At 44.9% G+C, this 19835-nt stretch carries 20 protein-coding genes; 11 read left to right on the top strand and 9 right to left on the bottom strand.

Annotated features, from left to right (window positions below):
* Positions 1 to 27: 27 nt before the first annotated feature.
* Positions 28 to 645 carry a hypothetical protein gene (locus HVMH_RS02160; RefSeq protein ID WP_029910269.1) on the top strand — a complete coding sequence of 206 codons (618 nt, stop codon included), beginning with the start codon at positions 28 to 30 and terminating at the stop codon, positions 643 to 645.
* 212 nt (positions 646 to 857) lie between these two features.
* On the opposite strand, the gene HVMH_RS02155 is transcribed toward HVMH_RS02160, so the two are convergent.
* Together HVMH_RS02155 and ppk2 are read right to left on the bottom strand one after the other, a co-directional pair.
* Positions 858 to 1124, bottom strand: a complete 267-nt coding sequence (locus HVMH_RS02155) for a hypothetical protein (RefSeq protein ID WP_155837668.1) — start codon at positions 1122 to 1124, stop codon at positions 858 to 860.
* Between the two features lie 42 nt (positions 1125 to 1166).
* Positions 1167 to 1961 carry a polyphosphate kinase 2 gene (ppk2, locus tag HVMH_RS02150; RefSeq protein ID WP_029910275.1) on the bottom strand — a complete coding sequence of 265 codons (795 nt, stop codon included), beginning with the start codon at positions 1959 to 1961 and terminating at the stop codon, positions 1167 to 1169.
* 102 nt (positions 1962 to 2063) lie between these two features.
* Here ppk2 and HVMH_RS02145 point away from each other — a divergent pair, with 102 nt between their 5' ends.
* Positions 2064 to 2750 (top strand): YggS family pyridoxal phosphate-dependent enzyme, encoded by a 687-nt coding sequence (locus tag HVMH_RS02145; RefSeq protein WP_029910279.1) that lies wholly within the window; start codon positions 2064 to 2066, stop codon positions 2748 to 2750.
* Between the two features lie 8 nt (positions 2751 to 2758).
* Here HVMH_RS02145 and HVMH_RS02140 read toward each other — a convergent pair whose 3' ends face one another.
* Entirely contained in the window at positions 2759 to 4384 is a 1626-nt protein-coding gene (locus HVMH_RS02140; RefSeq protein ID WP_155988741.1) for an FMN-binding glutamate synthase family protein, read from the bottom strand.
* Positions 4385 to 4550: 166 nt separating this feature from the next.
* Complete coding sequence (locus HVMH_RS02135; protein ID WP_155837669.1) at positions 4551 to 5558, bottom strand: hypothetical protein; 1008 nt, start codon at positions 5556 to 5558, stop codon at positions 4551 to 4553.
* Between the two features lie 330 nt (positions 5559 to 5888).
* Between HVMH_RS02135 and HVMH_RS02130 the strand changes: the two genes are divergently transcribed.
* The 7 genes from HVMH_RS02130 (at position 5889) to HVMH_RS02100 (ending at position 13468) form a co-directional block, all read left to right on the top strand.
* Complete coding sequence (locus HVMH_RS02130) at positions 5889 to 8678, top strand: methyl-accepting chemotaxis protein (protein WP_051623024.1); 2790 nt, start codon at positions 5889 to 5891, stop codon at positions 8676 to 8678.
* A gap of 56 nt (positions 8679 to 8734) precedes the next feature.
* Positions 8735 to 9592: a pyrroline-5-carboxylate reductase gene (proC, locus tag HVMH_RS02125; RefSeq protein ID WP_029910292.1), complete on the top strand. Its 858-nt coding sequence runs from the start codon at positions 8735 to 8737 to the stop codon at positions 9590 to 9592.
* A gap of 42 nt (positions 9593 to 9634) precedes the next feature.
* Positions 9635 to 10204, top strand: a complete 570-nt coding sequence (locus HVMH_RS02120; protein ID WP_029910295.1) for a YggT family protein — start codon at positions 9635 to 9637, stop codon at positions 10202 to 10204.
* A gap of 30 nt (positions 10205 to 10234) precedes the next feature.
* A complete protein-coding gene (gene metX, locus HVMH_RS02115) occupies positions 10235 to 11389 on the top strand; it encodes a homoserine O-succinyltransferase MetX (protein ID WP_029910298.1) in 1155 nt (384 codons plus the stop codon).
* Positions 11382 to 11996, top strand: a complete 615-nt coding sequence (gene metW, locus HVMH_RS02110; protein ID WP_029910300.1) for a methionine biosynthesis protein MetW — start codon at positions 11382 to 11384, stop codon at positions 11994 to 11996. Before metX ends, metW begins: the two co-directional genes overlap by 8 nt.
* A 76-nt stretch (positions 11997 to 12072) precedes the next feature.
* Positions 12073 to 13014 (top strand): PilZ domain-containing protein, encoded by a 942-nt coding sequence (locus HVMH_RS02105; RefSeq protein ID WP_029910304.1) that lies wholly within the window; start codon positions 12073 to 12075, stop codon positions 13012 to 13014.
* A gap of 10 nt (positions 13015 to 13024) precedes the next feature.
* Entirely contained in the window at positions 13025 to 13468 is a 444-nt protein-coding gene (locus HVMH_RS02100) for a hypothetical protein (protein WP_051623025.1), read from the top strand.
* A gap of 11 nt (positions 13469 to 13479) precedes the next feature.
* Here the strand turns inward: HVMH_RS02100 and HVMH_RS02095 are convergent, their stop codons facing one another.
* Positions 13480 to 14412 (bottom strand): hypothetical protein, encoded by a 933-nt coding sequence (locus HVMH_RS02095; protein ID WP_029910311.1) that lies wholly within the window; start codon positions 14410 to 14412, stop codon positions 13480 to 13482.
* 148 nt (positions 14413 to 14560) lie between these two features.
* Positions 14561 to 15256, bottom strand: a complete 696-nt coding sequence (locus HVMH_RS02090; RefSeq protein ID WP_051623026.1) for an alpha/beta hydrolase — start codon at positions 15254 to 15256, stop codon at positions 14561 to 14563.
* Between the two features lie 84 nt (positions 15257 to 15340).
* On the opposite strand from HVMH_RS02090, the gene lptM reads away from it, so the two are divergent.
* Both lptM and lysA read left to right on the top strand, forming a co-directional pair.
* On the top strand, positions 15341 to 15583 hold the full coding sequence (gene lptM / locus HVMH_RS02085) for an LPS translocon maturation chaperone LptM (protein ID WP_029910317.1): 243 nt from the start codon (positions 15341 to 15343) through the stop codon (positions 15581 to 15583).
* Positions 15584 to 15593: 10 nt separating this feature from the next.
* Positions 15594 to 16847, top strand: a complete 1254-nt coding sequence (lysA, locus tag HVMH_RS02080) for a diaminopimelate decarboxylase (protein WP_029910321.1) — start codon at positions 15594 to 15596, stop codon at positions 16845 to 16847.
* A gap of 78 nt (positions 16848 to 16925) precedes the next feature.
* On the opposite strand, the gene HVMH_RS02075 is transcribed toward lysA, so the two are convergent.
* The 3 genes from HVMH_RS02075 to gcvH all read right to left on the bottom strand — a co-directional run bounded on the left by HVMH_RS02075 (position 16926) and on the right by gcvH (position 19796).
* Positions 16926 to 18083, bottom strand: a complete 1158-nt coding sequence (locus tag HVMH_RS02075) for a hypothetical protein (protein ID WP_232087790.1) — start codon at positions 18081 to 18083, stop codon at positions 16926 to 16928.
* Positions 18084 to 18129: 46 nt separating this feature from the next.
* A complete protein-coding gene (locus tag HVMH_RS02070) occupies positions 18130 to 19344 on the bottom strand; it encodes a class I SAM-dependent rRNA methyltransferase (RefSeq protein WP_081822718.1) in 1215 nt (404 codons plus the stop codon).
* Between the two features lie 65 nt (positions 19345 to 19409).
* A complete protein-coding gene (gcvH, locus tag HVMH_RS02065; protein ID WP_029910331.1) occupies positions 19410 to 19796 on the bottom strand; it encodes a glycine cleavage system protein GcvH in 387 nt (128 codons plus the stop codon).
* Between the last annotated feature and the right edge of the window lie 39 nt (positions 19797 to 19835).

The raw sequence follows: 19835 nt of genomic DNA, 5'->3' as shown, positions 1-19835 counted from the left end.
TACCGGTTTTAAGCCCTCGAAAGACTCATGCGTTTTCTCAACCAAACCGAACAAGCTGGTGGCTGGTGGCTCACCAGCGTCGAATTGGATGATGCAACACCGCTTCCCTTCGGGTTTCAACTCAACATCGATGGCAGTGATTTAGCGCTTTTTCGCCAACAAGGAAGTGAAGCACAATTCTTGTCCACATCCAATATTGATATTGAAAATACCGATTCCATTCGCTCCAATGTCGATACCCCAACCTGGCAGATTTTTCAGGAATGCTTGGCGCCGGAGCCGACGCAAGGTCCAACCCTTTTACTCGCATCCGACCTTAACATAGCGAACCTGTTGCACTTTGCACAAAGCGCTGCACCAGACAATAAGTTTGTTGCGTTGTTAGAAGCGTCTGAAAACTTTCCATTCACAGTTAAACCCGCCAAGTTTTTATTTGAAGATTTCCCGCCAGAAGCGATTGGCGCTTGTCCATTGTTGGAGGACTGGAAAATTCCCAACCGACTGTGTTCTGAAAAGGGGTTACCCGGGTGTTTTGAAGGCAAAATTGATACGGCATTATCGGAATGGCAATCGACAACTTCATGGCAAGAGCGCTGGCGGGTTATCGACTTCAGAATCCTTAACGAATCCATAACGAATTCTTGATAAACCCTGACAATATGGGGTTTTTGACTATATTTGGTTTTTGGTACTGCGAAATGCTAAACACTTGTCGCTATTGGATAAGAACCCACTAATATAACTGCGTTAAGATGAACCCATGACAAGGTTGAGGCTTTGTCTAAACATGTATTTTCATGTTTACACCTCCTTAGTTTAGCCCTCCCGCATATTGAGGGCTTTTTTTTGCCCATTTTTCAATCGTCTTTCAGAATTCCATTCAAGTCCATATCTTCAAGATAATGGGTATCGACATGTTCGGCTTCATGTTTCAAACTTTTTGCCAGCAACGCCACCTTTTGCGCAATCTCATGTTTACATTGTGAGTCCACCACGCCAAGTGCTGCGGCAATCAAAGTTTCCAGTTCTTCGAAATGCTCTTCCGAAATGGTGTCTACCTGTTCCGGTTCCAACATTCTTTTAAAGCGGACGACGACTTCTTTCGCATGTCTTTTGTAATGCATCTCTACACCTCATTCCTTTTTAGCGTGTCACAACCCGCCCTATCAATCATCGGTAAAAATCGCTTCACCACTGGTGACAATAAGGGGGTCAACTTCACCGACAACTTTTGAATCTTTTTCAGCATAATCAAAATGATTCAGCACACAGCGCATGGCTTCCAAGCGCGCACGTTTCTTATCATTTGATTTGATAACCGTCCAAGGTGCATCGGCGGTATTGGTATGAAAAAACATGTCTTCTTTCGCTTGGGTGTAATCATCCCATCTATCCAAAGACGCTAAATCGATTGGGCTTAACTTCCACTGTTTCAAAGGATCGTGTTTACGTTCCTTGAAACGCTTCAGCTGCTCTTTCTGACCGACCGAAAACCAAAGTTTGATGAGCACAATGCCGTCTTCAACCAGCAAGCGCTCGAATTCAGGAGCCTGATGCATAAAGCGGGTGAACTCCAATGGGGTACAAAAACCCATCACACGTTCCACACCAGCGCGGTTGTACCAGGAGCGGTCAAAAAACACCATCTCACCAGCTGTCGGAAAATGCTCAACATAGCGCTGGAAGTACCATTGACCTTCTTCAGTCTCTGTCGGTTTTTCCAATGCCACCACTCTCGCACCACGCGGGTTCAAATGCTCCATGAACCGTTTGATGGTTCCTCCTTTACCGGCGGCATCTCGACCCTCAAACAAAACAATGAGACGTTTACCTTCCTGCCTCATCCAATGCTGCAACTTCAAAAGCTCTATTTGCAGGCTTTGTTTAATTTTCTCATAGTCTTGACATGCCATCTTTTCGTCATAAGGATAGCTAACATCACTTGATTGTATTTTTTTCATTTGCATATGCTCATGCCATCTTGATTTTCATGTGTGACGTCTTCATTCTAACCCTTGTATAATGTCCGAATAATGAATTTTTAATGTTAAAGAGACGTTTCCATGTCGAACCCTGAACTGATACAACGCTATCAACAAGTGCTGGATAAAATCCGTCAACATGATCCTGATCACCATGTTTCATTACTGGCGGTGAGCAAAACCAAACCGATAGAAGACATCATCACTTTGGCGGAAGCCGGGCAAACTTGTTTTGGCGAGAACTACCTTCAGGAAGCATTGGAGAAAATCGAAGTTCGCCCAGATTTGGAGTGGCACTTTATTGGCCCGATTCAATCCAACAAGACGCGTCCCATTGCGGAAAACTTCACCATGGTACATAGTGTGGATCGCTTAAAAATTGCGCAACGTCTAAGTGCACAACGCCCAACAGATTTACCGCCGCTAAAGATTCTGCTTGAAGTCAATATTGATGATGAAGCAACCAAGTCAGGCTTCACACCAACAGAACTACTTTCCGTTGCAAAAGAAGTTGCTCAGTTGCCTAACATCGAATTACGCGGGTTGATGGCAATCCCCTCGCCTCGAACCGGGTTGGAAGAACAGCGCAAACCCTTTAAGAAAATGAAAGATTTGCTAAAAACCTTACAACAACAGCTACCGAATCAAACATTGGATACTTTATCCATGGGGATGTCTGGCGACTTGGAAGCCGCAATTCTTGAAGGTGCCACGATCGTGCGCATCGGCACCGACATCTTCGGTGCTCGAAACTATAACACTCCGTAAATCCTAACTTAACCCGTCATTTCTTCTGCAACGACTTGGCTGTGATAGTCTGACCAGAAATGCGGATTGGCCTTATCCCAAAACCCTTGCCAATCCTCTGGAATGGTGTCGACGTCCAACAACGCGCCAGCAGGCATGACCGGATAAATTTCCGCCAAAGTCTTTACTTGTGTTTCACTGACTCGTCGATAAATATCACTCGCACTGATTTCTGTTGTTGACCTCAAACCCGCCGCTGCTAACATTTGCTTGAAATGGTGAATAACAGAACCCTGATAATTAGCAACCCGTTGTGCCTTACTTGGCACATCGAGCGCTTTAGAACGTCTAGGATTTTGAGTGGCGACCCCCGTTGGACATTTATCTGTATTGCAATGTAATGACTGAACACAGCCGAGTGCGAACATCATCCCCCTCGCGGAGTTTACAGTATCCGCTCCCAGCGCCAACGCACGAAACAAATGAAAAGCAGACAATATCTTACCGGAAGCGATAATACGAATCTGATCTCGCAAGCCACAGCCCACCAAACCGTTATGCACAATATACAACGCTTCTTTTAACGGTGTGCCCATTGAGTTAGAGAACTCAATAGGAGCTGCTCCCGTACCACCTTCACCGCCATCTACGGTAATAAAGTCCGGCACAATTTTGGTCACCAGCATTGCCTTACAAAGTGCAAGAAACTCCTCGGTACGCCCCACCGCCAATTTAAAGCCAACGGGTTTTCCCGATATTTCTCGTAATTCCTCTATAAACTTCAACAACCCGATAGGCGAATCAAATGCACTGTGCATCGGTGGAGAAACCACATCTTTTCCGACTTCCACTCCTCTTATCTCGGCAATTTCTTCCGTCACCTTTGCGCCGGGCAACAGGCCGCCATGACCAGGTTTGGCACCTTGAGACAACTTAATTTCAATCATTCTGACCTGTTCTAATTTTGCCGCTTGAGTGAATTTATGGTGGTCGAATTGGCCATCATGTGTGCGATAACCGAAATATCCGGTGCCGATCTGCATAACCAAGTCTCCACCATTCACGAGATGATAAGGACTCAGCCCGCCTTCACCGGTATTGTGTGCAAAGTTACCTAGCTTGGCACCTAGGTTCAGTGCGCGAATCGCATTTTGACTCAATGCGCCATAACTCATCGCAGAAATATTAATCAGAGCAGAACAGTAAGGATAACGGCAGCGTCCTTCGCCAAGAACCACTCTTGGATCTTCCACCATGGCTTCAACGGGAAAAAGCGAGTGATTCGTCCATTCATATCCGACACGGGTTACATCAAACTGCGTTCCAAACGGGATAGTATCTCTTTCCCCTTTTGCACGCTGATAGACCAAGGAACGGAATTCACGGCTAATGGGCTTACCATTGGTATCATCTTCAACGAAATATTGCTGAATTTCAGGACGAATGGATTCAAATAGATAACGAATATGACCTAAAACAGGGTAGAGTCTGAGAATGGTATGTTGGGTTTGCAAGATGTCATGCACACCAAGCAATAATAGTGGTAGCCAAACAGCGAATGTCCACCAGACTTGGTACCAGAAAAACCCTAACACTGTGATTAAGAGCGTAAAAACAACCGAAAAAATGACAAATGCATCCTGCATCGTTCTCATAAGCGTGCCACCATTTATTATTTTTTACACTCATAGTAAATGGGCTAAGCAAAATAGACTAGTTTTTTTGGCTGATATTTTTGAACGTTGGGAAATAGTTATGGCTGGAGGCAGACCATCCCCCCAACCTGGCAGTTTTTGATTGCTTATCGCTGACACCAAACAATCAGGCGACAGAAACATCCTGATTGGTAGCAGGCGTTGTATTCACGGCATCCGTAGCCGTTTCCTTATTAGGATTGATCACAATACCGCTGGGTTTCAATGTCGTTTCACTCAACGGTACTCTGTTGATAAGTGCATCATGCAAATCTTGAAGTCTTTGCAAAATAATCGACTGCGTTCCTTCTTCAGGGAAACGTGATGCGACCACATCAGCAAGCATTTTTTCAGCAATCTGACGGGCATTGTCAAACTGCTGACTCAAGGTATCGACCACGTTTTGCATTTTTTGCAAATACGCTGGCAATGCTACAACAGAAGAACCAGGGGTAGCGCCATTCGCACTGGCAACATCACTGCTACCTTGTTGCTGATAGGCTGCTGCCTGTTGGTAACTCGCCGCATAGGTTTGTGTTTGCTGTAAATTAACACTCACACTTTGCAACTGACCGAAATCAACATTCAAATCCACCGCTTTTTTGAAGGCTTTCTCAATGTCGCCCTTAAAGAAGTGATTTGCCAAATTATCCACCTGTTGAAAGACATCAAAAATCGCTTTCATTTCATTGTCATTTAAATCACCTTTTACCGAAAAACCGAAACGTTCTTCAAAGGCTGTGGATTCCATTGCTTGTGTGCTTTCAAAATAACGGGCGCCGCTTGGTCCTGACTTGACACTTTGCTGTGTTTGATAGGATTTGTACTCGGCATAAAGCTGGCGGAAGTCGACACTGACTTGGTCACCTTCTTTCGTGGTGAGATTCAAGGTCATGGTATTGCTATAGGCATACTGCGTCTGTGCGCTGGAAGCATAAGATGCCTGTTGCAATGCCTTGGAAGGCGAAAAGCTATCCAATAACGACGAAACCGGAAAACCGGACTTATTTTTGTTGTTGGCGTCTTCATGATCCTGACGGTTCTTCAATAATTCTGACAAAACCGTAGCAGCACGACCACTTTGGCCGAGCAAATCTGAAACACTTTCACTTGATGGCATGATTGAATTTGACACTGGTCTACACCTCACTTTTAGCCTTAAGCGCTACTCGTTCATAAACAAATCGAATTATCGACCGTCAGAACAACACATCCTATTGAGCGCTTGAACGTCCGTGTGAGCGGCATTTATTATTCTGTTTAACTTTTTATCGACCGTTTTTTTAGAACTTTAATGAAATTCAATAAGTTAAGTTCATCCGCCCCAAAAAAGTTTTATGGTGATCTAAGCAAAAAAACACTACAAAAAGTAATGTTATTCAGGCAATATTGAAGACAGTATGACTAAAAGCTATATTTTTAAACATCCGATTTTTGTACCTAACAAGGAAGCTCTTAGACGCTTATGAGAAATAACCAGCCAATAACTAACGAAGAGTACAAAGTTCCACAAGGCATTCACCTTGTTTCAAAAACAGATTTAGTTGGAAATATTATTGAGTGTAATGATGCTTTTGAGGCAGCAAGTGGGTTCACTCGTAATGAACTAATTGGACAACCCCACAATATCATTCGTCACCCCGATGTGCCACCAGTGGTATTTGAGGACATGTGGAAAACGCTCAAAAGTGGTCTTACTTGGAGTCAATTAGTAAAGAACCGTCGAAAAAATGGTGGATTTTACTGGGTTCTGGCACAAGCCACTCCTATTTTTGCAAATGGGAAACCCATTGGTTACATGTCGGTTAGATCTGCCATTAATGAAGAACAAAAGAAAGCTGCAACACAAGCCTATAAGGATATTGCTTCCGGCAAAGCCCATATTCACTATGGACAAATTTATTACGGAATCAACTGGCAAAAGCTCAATATATTCGCAGGCATCAAATTAACAACGCTACTTCCGTCCATTGCGACGATTGCACTCCTTCCTATCATCGCAACCAAATTTTTAGGCGCCCACGTTACACTGGAATATGCAGGGCTTACTCTTTTATTGGGTTCTCTTATTTGGGTTGGTTTTAAGCAAGAACGCAACTATGCGAAGTACACGAAACAGCTTTTGCAACTTGCTAGCGGTGACATATTAAATTCCAAAAATGTTGATGCTAGATCGTCATCTGGAAAACTAATCAAAAGTATGGAATCTGTTTCACTTGCTTACCTAGCAAGCTGCGAAGAAGCGGCTTCACAGCTAGACAAGGCTCGTCAAATGCAGTTAGTTCTTGATAAGACCGACTGCAATGTGATGATTGCTGACAAAAACTACAACATCACCTATATGAACGAGCGGCTAAAAGACCTTTTTGAAGAAAAGTATGAACAGATCAAATCAGAATTTCCCAGCTTTGATATCAAAAACCTGATTGGCTCGAACATAGATATTTTCCATAAAAATCCTGCTCACAATCGAGCCATGCTTGATCAAATGCCTGATGAAATGAAGGCAAATATCAAAATCAGTAATCTCCATTTTGAATTGCACGTTATGGCAATGAAAGATCGTACCGGATCACGTATTGGCACGCTCGTAGAATGGGTAGATCGTACACAAGACCTTGTCATCCTTGAAGAAGTCAAACACACTATTGATTTAATGAAGTTTGGAATCCTAGATAAGCGAATTGATGTTTCAAAAATATCGGGCGTCACCCGTGAAGTCAGTGAATCCATCAATGAATTAATTGATGCTTTAGAAATGCCAATCAACCAGGCCATTAAAGTTGCTACTGATATGGCTGATGGTGTATTAAACCACCACATAGAAACGCCTGCACATGGTCGTTTTGCACTATTGCAAGATGCACTGAATGTTGCTGTCGATAATCTCGGTTCTCTAATTGGGCAAACCAAAAATGCCATAGACAGCGTAAAAGGTAGCGCGCTTGAAATAAGTAACTCAAGCATTGAGCTGAACGACAGAACACAGCAACAAGCAGCCTCCATTGAAGAAACCGCTGCCAGCATGGAACAAATGACCTCCACCGTTAAACAAAACGCAGACAATGCTATTGAAGCCAGCAAAGTCACCAAACACAGCGCTCAACAAGCAGGCAGTGGCGTCACTGTGATGGAAAATGCCATTGCTAGCATGGAACAAATCCATGAATCCAGTCAAAAAATCAACGATATTATCAGCCTGATCGACAACATCGCTTTCCAAACAAATCTGTTAGCACTTAACGCAGCGGTTGAAGCGGCTCGTGCCGGAGAGCATGGACGAGGCTTTGCGGTGGTTGCCGGAGAGGTTCGTAATCTCGCTGGTAAATCAGCGGAAGCAGCAAAAGATATCCGCAACCTTATTGAGGATACGGTGCAGAAGGTTTCCGAAGGAACACAGCATGTCAAAAACTCCGGAGAGGCATTGAATGGTATTGCGGAATCCATCAATAAAGTCAACCAGATTATTGAAGAGATCGCGGCGTCCAGCCACGAACAATCGGAAGGTGTCGACCAGGTTAACTTAGCCATCACAAGCATTGATGGCGCTGTACAACAAAATGCGGCTTTGGTTGAAGAATCAACTGCAACAGCAGAGCAACTTGGCAACATGGCTGAAGCGATGGACCATACTATATTGGCTTTCACTATCAACCATTTCATGTCTCACCTTTACACACCCGCAGAAACCATGGGCTTCGACTTCTCAAGTGCTCGTCGAGGGCACAGACAATGGCGTGTCAAAGTCAGAGCCTATATCAACCATGTGGATATTGACTTTGATCGCAACACAGCATCCGATGGCACTCAATGCGCTCTTGGTAAATGGATTTACGGTCCTGGAAAAGTCGTGAGCCATTTACCGTCATATACGGAACTAGAACACGCTCACTCAAACCTGCATGCTTTCATCGGTTCCGTGCTGGATTTAGTGGATGTCGGTGACGTTGAGAAAGCCACTGAAGAAATGGATAAACTTGAGTCCATGAGCCTAGATGTGATTGATAAAATCACAGCCCTTGAAAAAGATATTGCCATGGGTGGGACAGAAACCCGACATACTTCTCAACCAAAACCTGTGACAAAGACTGTTTCAGCGACGTCAAATTCGGTAAAATCTTCCACAGACAAACCAAAAATAGCGGTAACACATAAACCGGCTTCTGATATCACTCTCCATAGCGATACAGACACCCAAACACCGCCACCTTCCACACTAGAAATGGAAAGTTGCGATGAATGGGGAGAGTTTTAGAGCTGATCAAATGCCATTGTGTTGACCGCTAATAGCAACAGGGAGTGGTTAACACAATGAACTCTAATATCAAAATCAGTTTTATCGGCTCGGGCAACATGGCGCTTAGCCTGATCAAGGGACTTATTGCCAGTGGCTTTCCCGCCACCAATATCATTGCCACCGATCCAAACGAATCTAAAAGACAATCCATTTCCCAAACACTTGGTATCGCCTGCCTGGAAGACAATGCTTCAGCAGTAGCGCAATCCGATATTGTGGTTCTGGCTATTAAACCTCAAGTTTTGCAGAACGTCTGCACAGAAGTCGGTGGTGCCATGCAACAGAAAAACCCGCTTATCATTTCTGTTGCCGCTGGTGTTCGTGCCACTGATATTGTACGCTGGCTTGGCGGCAAGGTTGCCGTGGTGCGCTGCATGCCAAACACGCCTGCGATGATTCAAAGTGGTGCTACAGGACTTTACGCAAACGAGTTCGTGTCCGAAGAACAAAAAAGTCAGGCTGAAAACATTCTTCGAGCGGTTGGAATCACCGTATGGGTCAAAACTGAATCCGATTTAGATACCGTCACAGCGGTCTCTGGTTCTGGACCTGCCTATTATTTCCTATTTATGGAAGCTATGCAAAAAGCCGCTCAAGGTATGGGATTAAGTGAGCAAGCTGCTAGAATTCTGACCATTCAAACTGCGTTTGGTGCTGCAAAAATGGCGCTGGAAAGCTCAGAAGACTGTGCTCAGTTACGTAGAAACGTAACCTCACCGAATGGCACCACTGAAAAAGCCATCCAATCTTTTGAAAGCAATCGTCTGGAGGACATTGTTGCAGAGGCGATGATGTGTGCTAAACTTCGTGCGGAAACGCTGGCAGATGAACTTTCCGACTGCCCGCCACCGAAAAAATTAGAACAGCATTAAACACTTGATCAGTCGTATCAAAATACACAAACGGAGAAGATTATGTCACCAATAGGTCAAGGCGGATTGTTCTTAATCCAGTTTATTGCCGGATTAATCGTATTCTCGCTGATTCTGAGGTTTTTACTCAGAGCAGCTTATGTTGATTGGCGCCATCCAATTGTCACTTTTATCGCCAAAGTCACCAATCCACTTTGCGTGCCTTTCAATAAAATCCTTACCCTTAGAGGTCGCTGGGATTGGAGCGCCCTACTTACCGCACTGGTAATTGAAGGTGTTTCCGCCTACTTGATTGGTTGGCTGGGTGGGCGTGACTACAGCTTCCTTCTGATTGTCATCTATTCTGTTACCGAGCTTTTAAATCAGATATTGGACATGATGTTCTGGATAATCATCATTCAAGCTGTCTTGAGCTGGGTCGTTCAAGGCTACAATCCGAATGTGGCAATTTTTTATCAACTTGCGGAGCCAATATTGCGTCCATTTCAACGAGTTGTTCCTCCGATTGGCGGGCTGGATTTATCCCCTCTCGTTGCGATTCTTGTCATCAAACTTATCCAAATCGTTGTTGTCGGTTCAATTGCACAAATCGGGCAAGGATTAGTTGCTTAATACCCTATAGAATCGAGTAAAATAACGCCCATGAAATCGGTCGGTATCGTCAGTTCCCAAACTTTGCATGTCTCCACACCTTTAAACATGGTGTGCGGTTCCGTATTGCCTGAATACGACATCGCTTATGAGACTTATGGTTCCCTTGACGCAGAAAAATCCAATGCCATCCTAATATGCCACGCTTTAAGTGGTCATCAGCATGTGGCAGGTTTTCATGAAGGGAATAAAAACCCAGGCTGGTGGGATGACTATATTGGCCCTGGAAAAGTTATCGATACTAACCAGTTTTTTGTTGTCTGCTCCAACAATCTCGGCGGGTGCCACGGTTCATCTGGCCCCGCCAGCACCAACCCTGAAACTGGAAAAGTTTACGGCCCTGACTTTCCGATTGTGACCTGCAAAGATTGGGTCAACAGCCAGAATGAACTACGCCAACACTTAGGCATTGACGCTTGGTCAGCCATAATCGGTGGTTCAATGGGCGGTATGCAGGTCATGCAATGGGCAATCGACTTCCCAGATAAAATCAAACATGCTATCGTGATTGCTTCTGCACCTAAGTTATCGGCGCAGAATATCGCCTTTAACGAAGTTGCTCGCCGCGCGATCATGACTGATCCTGAATTCCACGACGGGCGTTTCATTGAAGCCGGAACCACACCAAAAAGAGGCTTGGCGCTGGCTCGTATGCTCGGCCACTTAACCTACTTGTCCGACGATTTGATGGGCACGAAATTCGGTCGTGAACTGCGTGAAGGCAAACTGAACTATAACTTTGAAGTCGAGTTCCAGGTGGAGAGCTATTTGCGCTATCAGGGTGAAAAATTCGCCACCAAGCAGAACTTTGACGCCAACACCTATTTGTTGATGACAAAGGCACTAGACTATTTTGACCCGGCGTCCGAATTTGATGATGACTTAACAAAAGCCTTATCCAGTGCTACCGCGAAGTTTCTGGTTATCGCTTTCACGACAGATTGGCGATTTTCACCGGAGCGTTCGCATGAAATCGTCAAAGCACTGCTTGATAACGATGCAGATGTTAGTTATGCCGAAATCGAATCAAGCCATGGTCATGACGCCTTCTTACTACCAAACGAGCATTATGAAGAGGTCTTCCGCACCTATCTGAGTCAAGTTGTGCAAAAGGACTTAACCGCAAAAGGAGAGCAAGATGTCTAAAGCAACACTATCTCCTGAATTTAAACTGATTTCAAAATGGATTCGAGACGAATCCCGGGTATTGGATCTTGGTTGCGGTGACGGTCAATTGCTGAGCTATCTGAAAACGACTCGCAACACCACTGGCTATGGCATGGAAATCGACCCTAAAAAGAATATCCAGGCCATTGCCGCAGGCATCAATGTTATCCAAAGCAACTTAAACAGCCATGACATCTACGACTATTTTGATGAAGATTCTTTCGACTATGTCATCATGACTCAAGCGCTTCAAGTGGTCAGACGCCCGGATATTTTGCTTGATCAAATGCTAACAATCGGCAAAGAAAGCATTATCACTTTCCCTAACTTTGGGCATTGGCGCAACCGTGCACAACTGTTATTGGACGGCCGTATGCCTCAAAATGATGCATTACCGAATACCTGGTATGACACGCCGAACATCCATCTTTGTACTTTCAAAGACTTTGAAGACTTGTGCGCTGAAAAACACATCCAAGTCGTTGATAGAGCGGTGGTCAATCGTTATCATGAATCCAGTATTTTAATGAAACTGATCCCAAACCTACTGGGTGAAGTTGCTATTTACCGCGTAAAAAGAAAATAAAGCAGGTAAAAACCCAAATTTGCACGGTTATTGCTTTAATTAAGCAATTGTTTATATTTAAGAGTCAACTTATCGCATGAAAACCTGGTTTCTAAAACAGAACTCCCGTCGATATTTCCGTATTGATATGCCTGTTAGGGTTTTTATCGCGCCAAGTTCTCCCATCAAAGACCGTGAAATCTTTGCAACAGGTATCGACTATTTCCCGCCAACAATTAAAAGTCTGATTGCACAGCAGAAACGCGACACCTTGTATTGGCTGGATCGTGTCCAAGATCAAAAAGTTCTGATTACCGAGCTGTTTACCGAAGTTATAGCCTGCATAGAGTTCTTCGGGCAAGGTGCAGAGAAGATTTCCCGAGGGATCAATCCTCGCCTGGATCCGGCTTATTGGCTATCGGTTAATCAACAAAAGCAAGGGTTCACCAAGGTCAACGCCTTGAAAGAATCATCACCTAAGACCTATACTTATTTCAAACATATCGAAGAAAAATATTTGAGATTTTTGAGTGCGATGGTCGAGAGCATCGACAAATCAACTGACCAACATTTCGAAGCCGATCCCAACTTGCCTTTTGCTTTTAAGATCGACGAGATATTGGATCATTTCGCCAAAGAGCAGTTTGAAAAGATCCCTCTGGTTCAGGCAATTGTTGCGCTGTGTGGCTTCATGGAAACCTATTTGGAAGCTTACCGCCAAATCAACGACGATAACATTATGCGTCTTTTCCCAGACCAGTGGAAAGCCGTGAGAGGCAACGTTAGTGCTTGCGGGCTAGCAATGTTGTTCACCAAACGTTTCAAGGAGTTTGAACGCGTCGATATATTCTTCTTTTTCCCAGATGAAAAGCGCGTTTTGCAATTTGATGGAACGGTGGTCGATATTCGCAGTATCAACGATCAGTACAAAGAACGTATCGCGGTGAATTTCGATTTTCCAAATGGTCGTGACCAAGATTTTTTACAGCATAAGATTCAAGAATTTGAACTTGATGAATGCCTTAATTACGAGTTTTAGAGGACACTAGATGCCAGGTACGAATCATAGTATGGAAACAGGGTTTCTCGACCCGTTACCGAATCTGCTGAGACCAGCAGCGGCGGACCTGCTTCAGTACTATCGCCTGAAGCAACTGATCGAGATGCGTAAAGAAGGCCCTTATCCAGAGTTGACCAAACGTTTTCAACTTACCACTGCACAATGGTTCCGTGCGCTGGACGCTGTGATTTTGACCAAAGTAACCTATTTCGATTTGTTTCCTGAAATGAAAACGGAACACATCAAATTGCTACTCAAAGCCATTGGCTTAGCGATGAATGAACCGGGCATCACCATCAGCGAGTTGTTGAAACGCTCAGAAAACCGCTACCTTTATTTTGAAGAATGGCTAAGAAAACTGGTGGAAATCAATCGCGTTAAGATTGCTTTGGCACAACAAAGTCGCGCGACACAAAAGAATCACGTTAGTTAAGCGCTGACGCCCTACTTCATCAACACAAAGTCCATTTCCATCGCGTGCTTGAGTTCTGTGTGCTGAATGAAGTAGGTAATCTTTCTCGCGTTCTCCAAGCTTAGAAAGTCAAACTCCACTAATAAATCGTTTTTAGGCTCGCCTTCTTTCGCATTCTTAGCAGGCTTACTGGCGACCAGCTTACCTCGACAGATGAGAATATCATCCTTCAATCGCATAAACACATTCAACATCGTAAACTTAGGAAACAAGTCATCCGTTTTCGCTCGGAAGCCGCCAGCCGACAGATTCACCTGTCTTAACGGCCAGTTATCGGGATCGGAAATCAACTCACGACTTTCCTTCAACCGGATAAAAACATTCTCCCAAAGATTCAGCTTCTCAATGATCAACACAAACACTTTTGCTGCTGCAACGCCCTGACCACTCAAAGAATCCAAATTCGTTACAAACAAGGTTGGGTCAAACAGCGATTGTGTTTTACGAGGGAATAAGAAAATTTTGCCTTCGATATTGTTCTGAACCGACTCAATCAACTCAGCCAAATGCGCTGAAATACAGTCATCCATCCCCTCAATCAAAGACTTCACTTTTGAGTTGTCTTTTATCGATGGAAAATGCATGCGATTATTTTCACGAATACGGAATTTGTAATCATGCTTAGCAGAGGGGTCTTGATTGGAGATTAAGCAATCCAACAACCAAGCCATAAATTCAATGCGATGATTCAACACATGGAAAATATGCATCATATTGGAGTCGACGGTAAACACCTTCTCTAGATAGCTGTTGATTTGGTCGTTCAAATCCGCCAAATGCACTTCTTCCCGCTGCGACATCAACTGCGTTCTTGAGACGGGATTCAGAATATCCAATTCTTCTACTTTTTCGAAGTAGATCGGAATTTCGACATCATAGCGGAAAAATCGTCTGACATTTGGCATACAAAACCTAGTGCTAATCCTTGTTGTGTTTGACTTTTTAACTGTGTTTTCTAACTTCTATTTAACCTGTATCGACCCCAAACTTCAATATCTGAACGCGTGATCAAATAAAAATCTGCCAGGTTGGGGGAATGGTTATCTCTTAGCCCTAATCTTGTAGTAAGCAGGATTTGAGAAACTGGCTAATGTGCCTGACTTCATCGTAGCAGACTTGGTGTGCCATCGGATAAACATGCCACTCAATCTCTAACCCCAATTTCTCCAGCGTGTTTTTAGAAGCTTCAGCCGCCGCTAAAGGGCAAATAGGATCCGCATTACCATGCCCGTAGAACACCGAGAGATTCATTTGTTCAGCCTTGGGCTGTAAAAATTCAGATGCCTGTTCAGGGTCAGGAAAATACGTGGATAATGCCATGATGCCTGCCAGCGGTCGCTCATAAGTTAATCCTGCATACAATGCTATCACCCCACCTTGCGAGAATCCTGCCAGCAGTATATTTTGACTGTCGATTCCTGCATCCAATTGTTCCTGAATCAGGACATGTACATATTCAACACTTTGGGCAATTCCTTGCCAATCCGTCTCAGCCAGTAAGTTCAAACTTTTAATGTCATACCAAGCCGTCATCGGGTCACCCAGATTCACGGTGACCGGTTGTATGGGAGCCGTTGGGAAAACAAAGCGAATAGCCGCTTCCTGTGGTAAATCCAACTGAGGCAAAATACCCTCAAAATCATGACCATCCGCGCCCAAACCATGCAACCAGATAACACAGTTTTCAGCTTGAGATTGCTTTGGTTCAATCACAATTGGCGACTTGGGAGGACTAAAGGTATTCGACATAAAAAACTCTCTGATATGTTTTGTAGCTAATTTGCTAAAATAAGTCCCATTTTAAAACAGTTGGCTGCGTAAAGAGTAAGCACTATGAACCATTTTTCAAGAATCGGTCGTTTTCTTCTGCTTTCGGCATTGATGACATTGCTACTTGCAGGGTGCGGACGCAAAGCACCACTCTATATTCCAACGGACACTCAAAAGGCTCAAATGGAAAAAGACCAAGCCGAAAGAGACGCCGTACTGAAGGCCAGAGAAGAACGCGCTAAAAAGGCTTTAGAAACAGATAAAGCAAAAACAGCAACCGACGCACAGCCAACAACTGAACAATAACAGGATCATTATGAGTTTTGACGCATTTCAATATCGCAACAATACCCTTCATGCCGAAAATGTTGCTCTGACGGAACTGGCAAACAGCTATGGCACGCCGCTATACGTTTACTCTCGTAAAGCACTGGAATCGCGCTGGACAGCGTTTGACCAAGCTTTCGGCACTCAGCCACATTTAGTTTGCTATGCGGTGAAAACCAACTCAAATCTGGCGGTATTGAACGTGCTGGCAAAACTGGGATCCGGCTTTGATATCGTTTCACAAGGCGAATTGGAACGTGTTCTCAAAGCTGGTGGTGACGCGAAAAAAGTCGTTTTTTCCGGGGTTGCCAAAAAACCTTCTGAAATCCGTCGTGCATTGGAAGTCGGCATTCGTTGTTTCAACATCGAATCCCACGCCGAGCTAGATCGCCTTCAGGAAGTGGCAGAGTCCATGGACAAAGTCGCGCCAATTTCTGTGCGCGTCAACCCGGATGTCGATGCAAAAACCCACCCTTATATTTCTACGGGTTTAAAAGACAATAAATTCGGTGTCGATATTAATACAGCGCCTGCGCTGTATGCAAAAGCACAATCACTATCGCACATTTCCATCCAAGGGATTGATTGCCACATTGGTTCTCAGTTGACGGAAATCGCGCCTTTTGTTGATGCCCTGGAACGTGTCTTGAAACTAAAATCTGACTTGGCTGCACAAGGCATCGAAATCCATCACCTAGACTTAGGCGGTGGACTAGGGATTCAATACACCGATGAGCAACCACCGGAAATCGCAACTTACATTCAAGCATTGCTGACTAAATTGAACGATCCAAGTATCGAAGTCATTATTGAGCCGGGGCGAGCCATTGCCGGTAACGCTGGCGTATTGCTGACAGAAGTGGAATATCTAAAACCGACTGACCACAAGAATTTTGCGATTATCGATGCCGCCATGAATGATTTGATTCGTCCGGCGCTTTATCAATCTCACCAGCATATTCAAGCGGTCACACCAAGAACGGATGGTGAAGACACCAGCTGGGATTTGGTTGGCCCAGTCTGTGAAACTGGCGACTTCCTAGGCAAAAATCGCACGCTGAATTTAAAAGCGGGTGATTTCCTAGCGGTAATGTCTTCTGGCGCCTACGGCTTCACCATGAGCTCAAACTACAATACGCGCCCAAGAGCGGCAGAAATCATGGTGGATGGTGATCAAGCCTTTGTAATTCGTCCTCGTGAGACTTACGAAGACTTGATGGGAACGGAAACCCTACTGCCATAAAAAAATGCCAGGTTGGGGGTGTAGACAAATACCCCGACCTGGCAGATTTTTGATATTTTCTTTTTCGCAATCCAGCTTTCAGCTTGCAGACTTATTCATGTCATTCGCAATTTGCGTTGACCACAAATGAATGCGGCTAAGTTGTTCAGAGGTCGGCAACTGATTCTGCATTTGTCTGACTCTCAAAACTTCCTGGCGAGTTTCATCAAACAAAAAAGCAACCACCTCTTCATTCACCTGCATAGCGTACAGCCCGTTCATTGATTTGTCTGCACTTTGCCAATCGGCAAACCAAGCATGCCCCTGCAGCGCGCTTAAAGCCAAACCCTCTTCGTAGGTGGTCAGCTTTCTAGGAACGTCGGTCAGCGCCAGCTCTTGCTCGCTTGCGTCTCCATTAGTCGCAGACTGCAACCAATCGTTATAAAGCTTTTCGACTTCAACCAAATAGCGGGTATTGGCAATCTTATTGATTTCGGATATCGGCAATGCCAAATGTTCTGCCAAACGATAGACGTCTTCCAACAACGCAATCATGCTCTGGCATTGCATCGGGCGGCATGGCATGGATGCCAGCGCCAAATGCAGACGGCAACCAATCATCTCAGGGAATCTTGCCGCCAAAGACAATGCCATGGAATTAACTCTTGGCAATGCCTGCAATGCATTTAAACGTTTTTCATCCAGTAAACAGACATCAACCTGCTCGGCAATCTGTTGATTAACTTGTCGCAAACGGAGCTTTTTCAAAAAACGGAATGTTTCCACCTTGCCCGGCCAGCCCAGTTGTTCGACCAACTGAGTACGCTTATCGTTCAACATGGAAACCACATCCTCTTCGCTCAGATGTGAGGTCATCAGTCGCCATGCCAGTACCGGAGAATGATCCAACAATTCCAACAACTGAGGATAGCGCCCGACATAATGCAACAGTTTGAGCTGATGGGTCGGAAACAACGCACAACTTTCTCTCACCCAAGCCGGTATTTGCTTTTGCCAATAGGAAAGCTGTGGGTGCGCAGAGGGAGAGAGCAAAGCAAAGTCTTTCGGGTAATCCGGGATTGGATCAGAGCTCAGCATCATACGATCCCAACTTGGAATCGCCATCACACCATGCTCCGGTAAAACTTTGCGGCAATCCACCCACAACTGCTGCTCTTCTTCATCCCAGAAGCAGTTTTGCATCAGTCTTTTCAGCATCAAATTCGACATTGATGCCTTTGGTAAATGGGGGTGCATGATTTGGCTCCGTACCTGCCTTACGCGCTATAGTCGTTCTATTACTTTACCAAGTTTTGCTGACTTTGAAAAAGAATGATTTGAGGTATTCTGTTTCTGCAATCGCAGGATGCACCGGGTGATCCGGACCTTGATGTCCCTGGTCGAACATTTGTATCGTGCGGTCAATATGTTTTGCCGCCGATTGCACTTGTTGCAAAAGGTCGTCACGCGACATGTGATGCGAACAGGAAGCCGAAATCAATACGCCATCGTTTTCCACCAAACGCATTGCCAATTCGTTAATACGACGATAACCTTCTGACCCGGACTTCAAATCCTTTCTGCGCTTGACGAACGCTGGTGGATCGACAATCACCACATCAAATTTTTGCGCTTCACCAACCAAGACTTTCAATACATCGAAAGCATTGCCTTCATAGGTCGTCAACTTGTCGGCCACACCGTTCAGCTCCGCATTAATTTCCACACCATCCAAAGCGGCAGATGAGGCATCAACACAAACCACTTCTGCGGCACCCGCAACCGCGGCTTCCATCGCCCAGCCGCCAAGGTAACTAAAGACATCCAATACACGCTTGCCTTGCACCAAAGATTGCATGCGCTTTCTTGCCATGCGGTGATCATAAAACCAGCCAGTCTTTTGTCCACTCTCCACCGGAATCTGAAATTTGGCGCCATTCTCTTCAATGACAATGCTTTCTGGCAACGTGCCAATCGCAACTTCTTCGTAAGACTCCAAGCCCTCAAGCGCTCTACTGGCAGTATCGTTACGATAGACCAACGCGATAGGATGAAACAGGTTTTCGATGGTCTGCGTGATTTCCGCTTTCATCTTCTCCATACCTGCTGTCGTGATTTGCGCCACAAATACATCGCCAAAACGGTCAATCACCAACCCCGGCAAGCCATCAGACTCACCGAATACCAAACGATAATAGGGCGCATCAAAATTCAGCTCACGTAATGCTAATGCCGCTTGGATGCGTTTTTTAAGGAATGCCTGATTAAACTCTACCTTTGGGTTTCTGCTCAACAAACGTCCGCAGATAAGTGTATTCGGATTGATGTAGGCGATGCCTAACGGCTTGCCATTAGAGGACTCCACTGTCACTACTTGTCCGGACTCAAAGCTCTTCAACGGCGATACTTGAGTATCGACTTCATTACTGTAAATCCACATATGGCCTTGTTTAAGGCGACGGTCTTCGTTTTTCTTCAGCCTCAGTGTCATTGCCAAGTTTGGCGTTTCGGTAGTCATAATTAATCCTGTGTATTTATTTCATCATGCCATGCAAAGCACGGTTTAACAGCAGCCGCTAACGCTTAGTAACCGATTAACTGTTCGTATTCTTCGTCAGTTAAAAACACTTCCAGCTCTTCGCTATCGGCAGGCGCAATCTTTACCAACCAACCACTGTCGTAGGGTTCATAGTTAATTAGGGTCGGGTTGTGGTTGAGCTCTTCATTTACTTCAATTACCTCACCACTGATGGGGGCGAAAATCTCAAAATGGTTTCTTTCGCCTGCAAGCGACATCAACTCCGAGCCTTCGGCCAGCTCTTCCCCCTCTTGCGGCAAGAAGACTTCAACAATATCTCCCAAAGTCTCTTGAGCATAATCTGTCAGTCCCAATGTGACATAGCCTTCGGCATCGACAAACAACCAGAGATGGGCGTCGGAATATAAAAGATGGTGCGGCAAGATACCCATAGACTTTTCTCCACAAAAAACAGGCGTATGCTAACAGAT

The sequence above is a fragment of the Hydrogenovibrio marinus genome, from assembly GCF_013340845.1.
Lineage (GTDB): Bacteria > Pseudomonadota > Gammaproteobacteria > Thiomicrospirales > Thiomicrospiraceae > Hydrogenovibrio > Hydrogenovibrio marinus.
This window is presented reverse-complemented; position numbering and strand designations above follow the sequence as displayed.

Coding starts and splice junctions, on each gene's coding strand:
- HVMH_RS02160 (WP_029910269.1), top strand. CDS start 28: ATGCGTTTTCTCAACCAAACCGAACAAGCTGGTGGCTGGTGGCTCACC.
- HVMH_RS02155 (WP_155837668.1), bottom strand. CDS start 1,124: ATGCATTACAAAAGACATGCGAAAGAAGTCGTCGTCCGCTTTAAAAGA.
- ppk2 (WP_029910275.1), bottom strand. CDS start 1,961: ATGAAAAAAATACAATCAAGTGATGTTAGCTATCCTTATGACGAAAAG.
- HVMH_RS02145 (WP_029910279.1), top strand. CDS start 2,064: ATGTCGAACCCTGAACTGATACAACGCTATCAACAAGTGCTGGATAAA.
- HVMH_RS02140 (WP_155988741.1), bottom strand. CDS start 4,384: ATGAGAACGATGCAGGATGCATTTGTCATTTTTTCGGTTGTTTTTACG.
- HVMH_RS02130 (WP_051623024.1), top strand. CDS start 5,889: ATGAGAAATAACCAGCCAATAACTAACGAAGAGTACAAAGTTCCACAA.
- proC (WP_029910292.1), top strand. CDS start 8,735: ATGAACTCTAATATCAAAATCAGTTTTATCGGCTCGGGCAACATGGCG.
- HVMH_RS02120 (WP_029910295.1), top strand. CDS start 9,635: ATGTCACCAATAGGTCAAGGCGGATTGTTCTTAATCCAGTTTATTGCC.
- metX (WP_029910298.1), top strand. CDS start 10,235: ATGAAATCGGTCGGTATCGTCAGTTCCCAAACTTTGCATGTCTCCACA.
- metW (WP_029910300.1), top strand. CDS start 11,382: ATGTCTAAAGCAACACTATCTCCTGAATTTAAACTGATTTCAAAATGG.
- HVMH_RS02105 (WP_029910304.1), top strand. CDS start 12,073: ATGAAAACCTGGTTTCTAAAACAGAACTCCCGTCGATATTTCCGTATT.
- HVMH_RS02100 (WP_051623025.1), top strand. CDS start 13,025: ATGCCAGGTACGAATCATAGTATGGAAACAGGGTTTCTCGACCCGTTA.
- HVMH_RS02095 (WP_029910311.1), bottom strand. CDS start 14,412: ATGCCAAATGTCAGACGATTTTTCCGCTATGATGTCGAAATTCCGATC.
- HVMH_RS02090 (WP_051623026.1), bottom strand. CDS start 15,256: ATGTCGAATACCTTTAGTCCTCCCAAGTCGCCAATTGTGATTGAACCA.
- lptM (WP_029910317.1), top strand. CDS start 15,341: ATGAACCATTTTTCAAGAATCGGTCGTTTTCTTCTGCTTTCGGCATTG.
- lysA (WP_029910321.1), top strand. CDS start 15,594: ATGAGTTTTGACGCATTTCAATATCGCAACAATACCCTTCATGCCGAA.
- HVMH_RS02075 (WP_232087790.1), bottom strand. CDS start 18,083: ATGCACCCCCATTTACCAAAGGCATCAATGTCGAATTTGATGCTGAAA.
- HVMH_RS02070 (WP_081822718.1), bottom strand. CDS start 19,344: ATGACTACCGAAACGCCAAACTTGGCAATGACACTGAGGCTGAAGAAA.
- gcvH (WP_029910331.1), bottom strand. CDS start 19,796: ATGGGTATCTTGCCGCACCATCTTTTATATTCCGACGCCCATCTCTGG.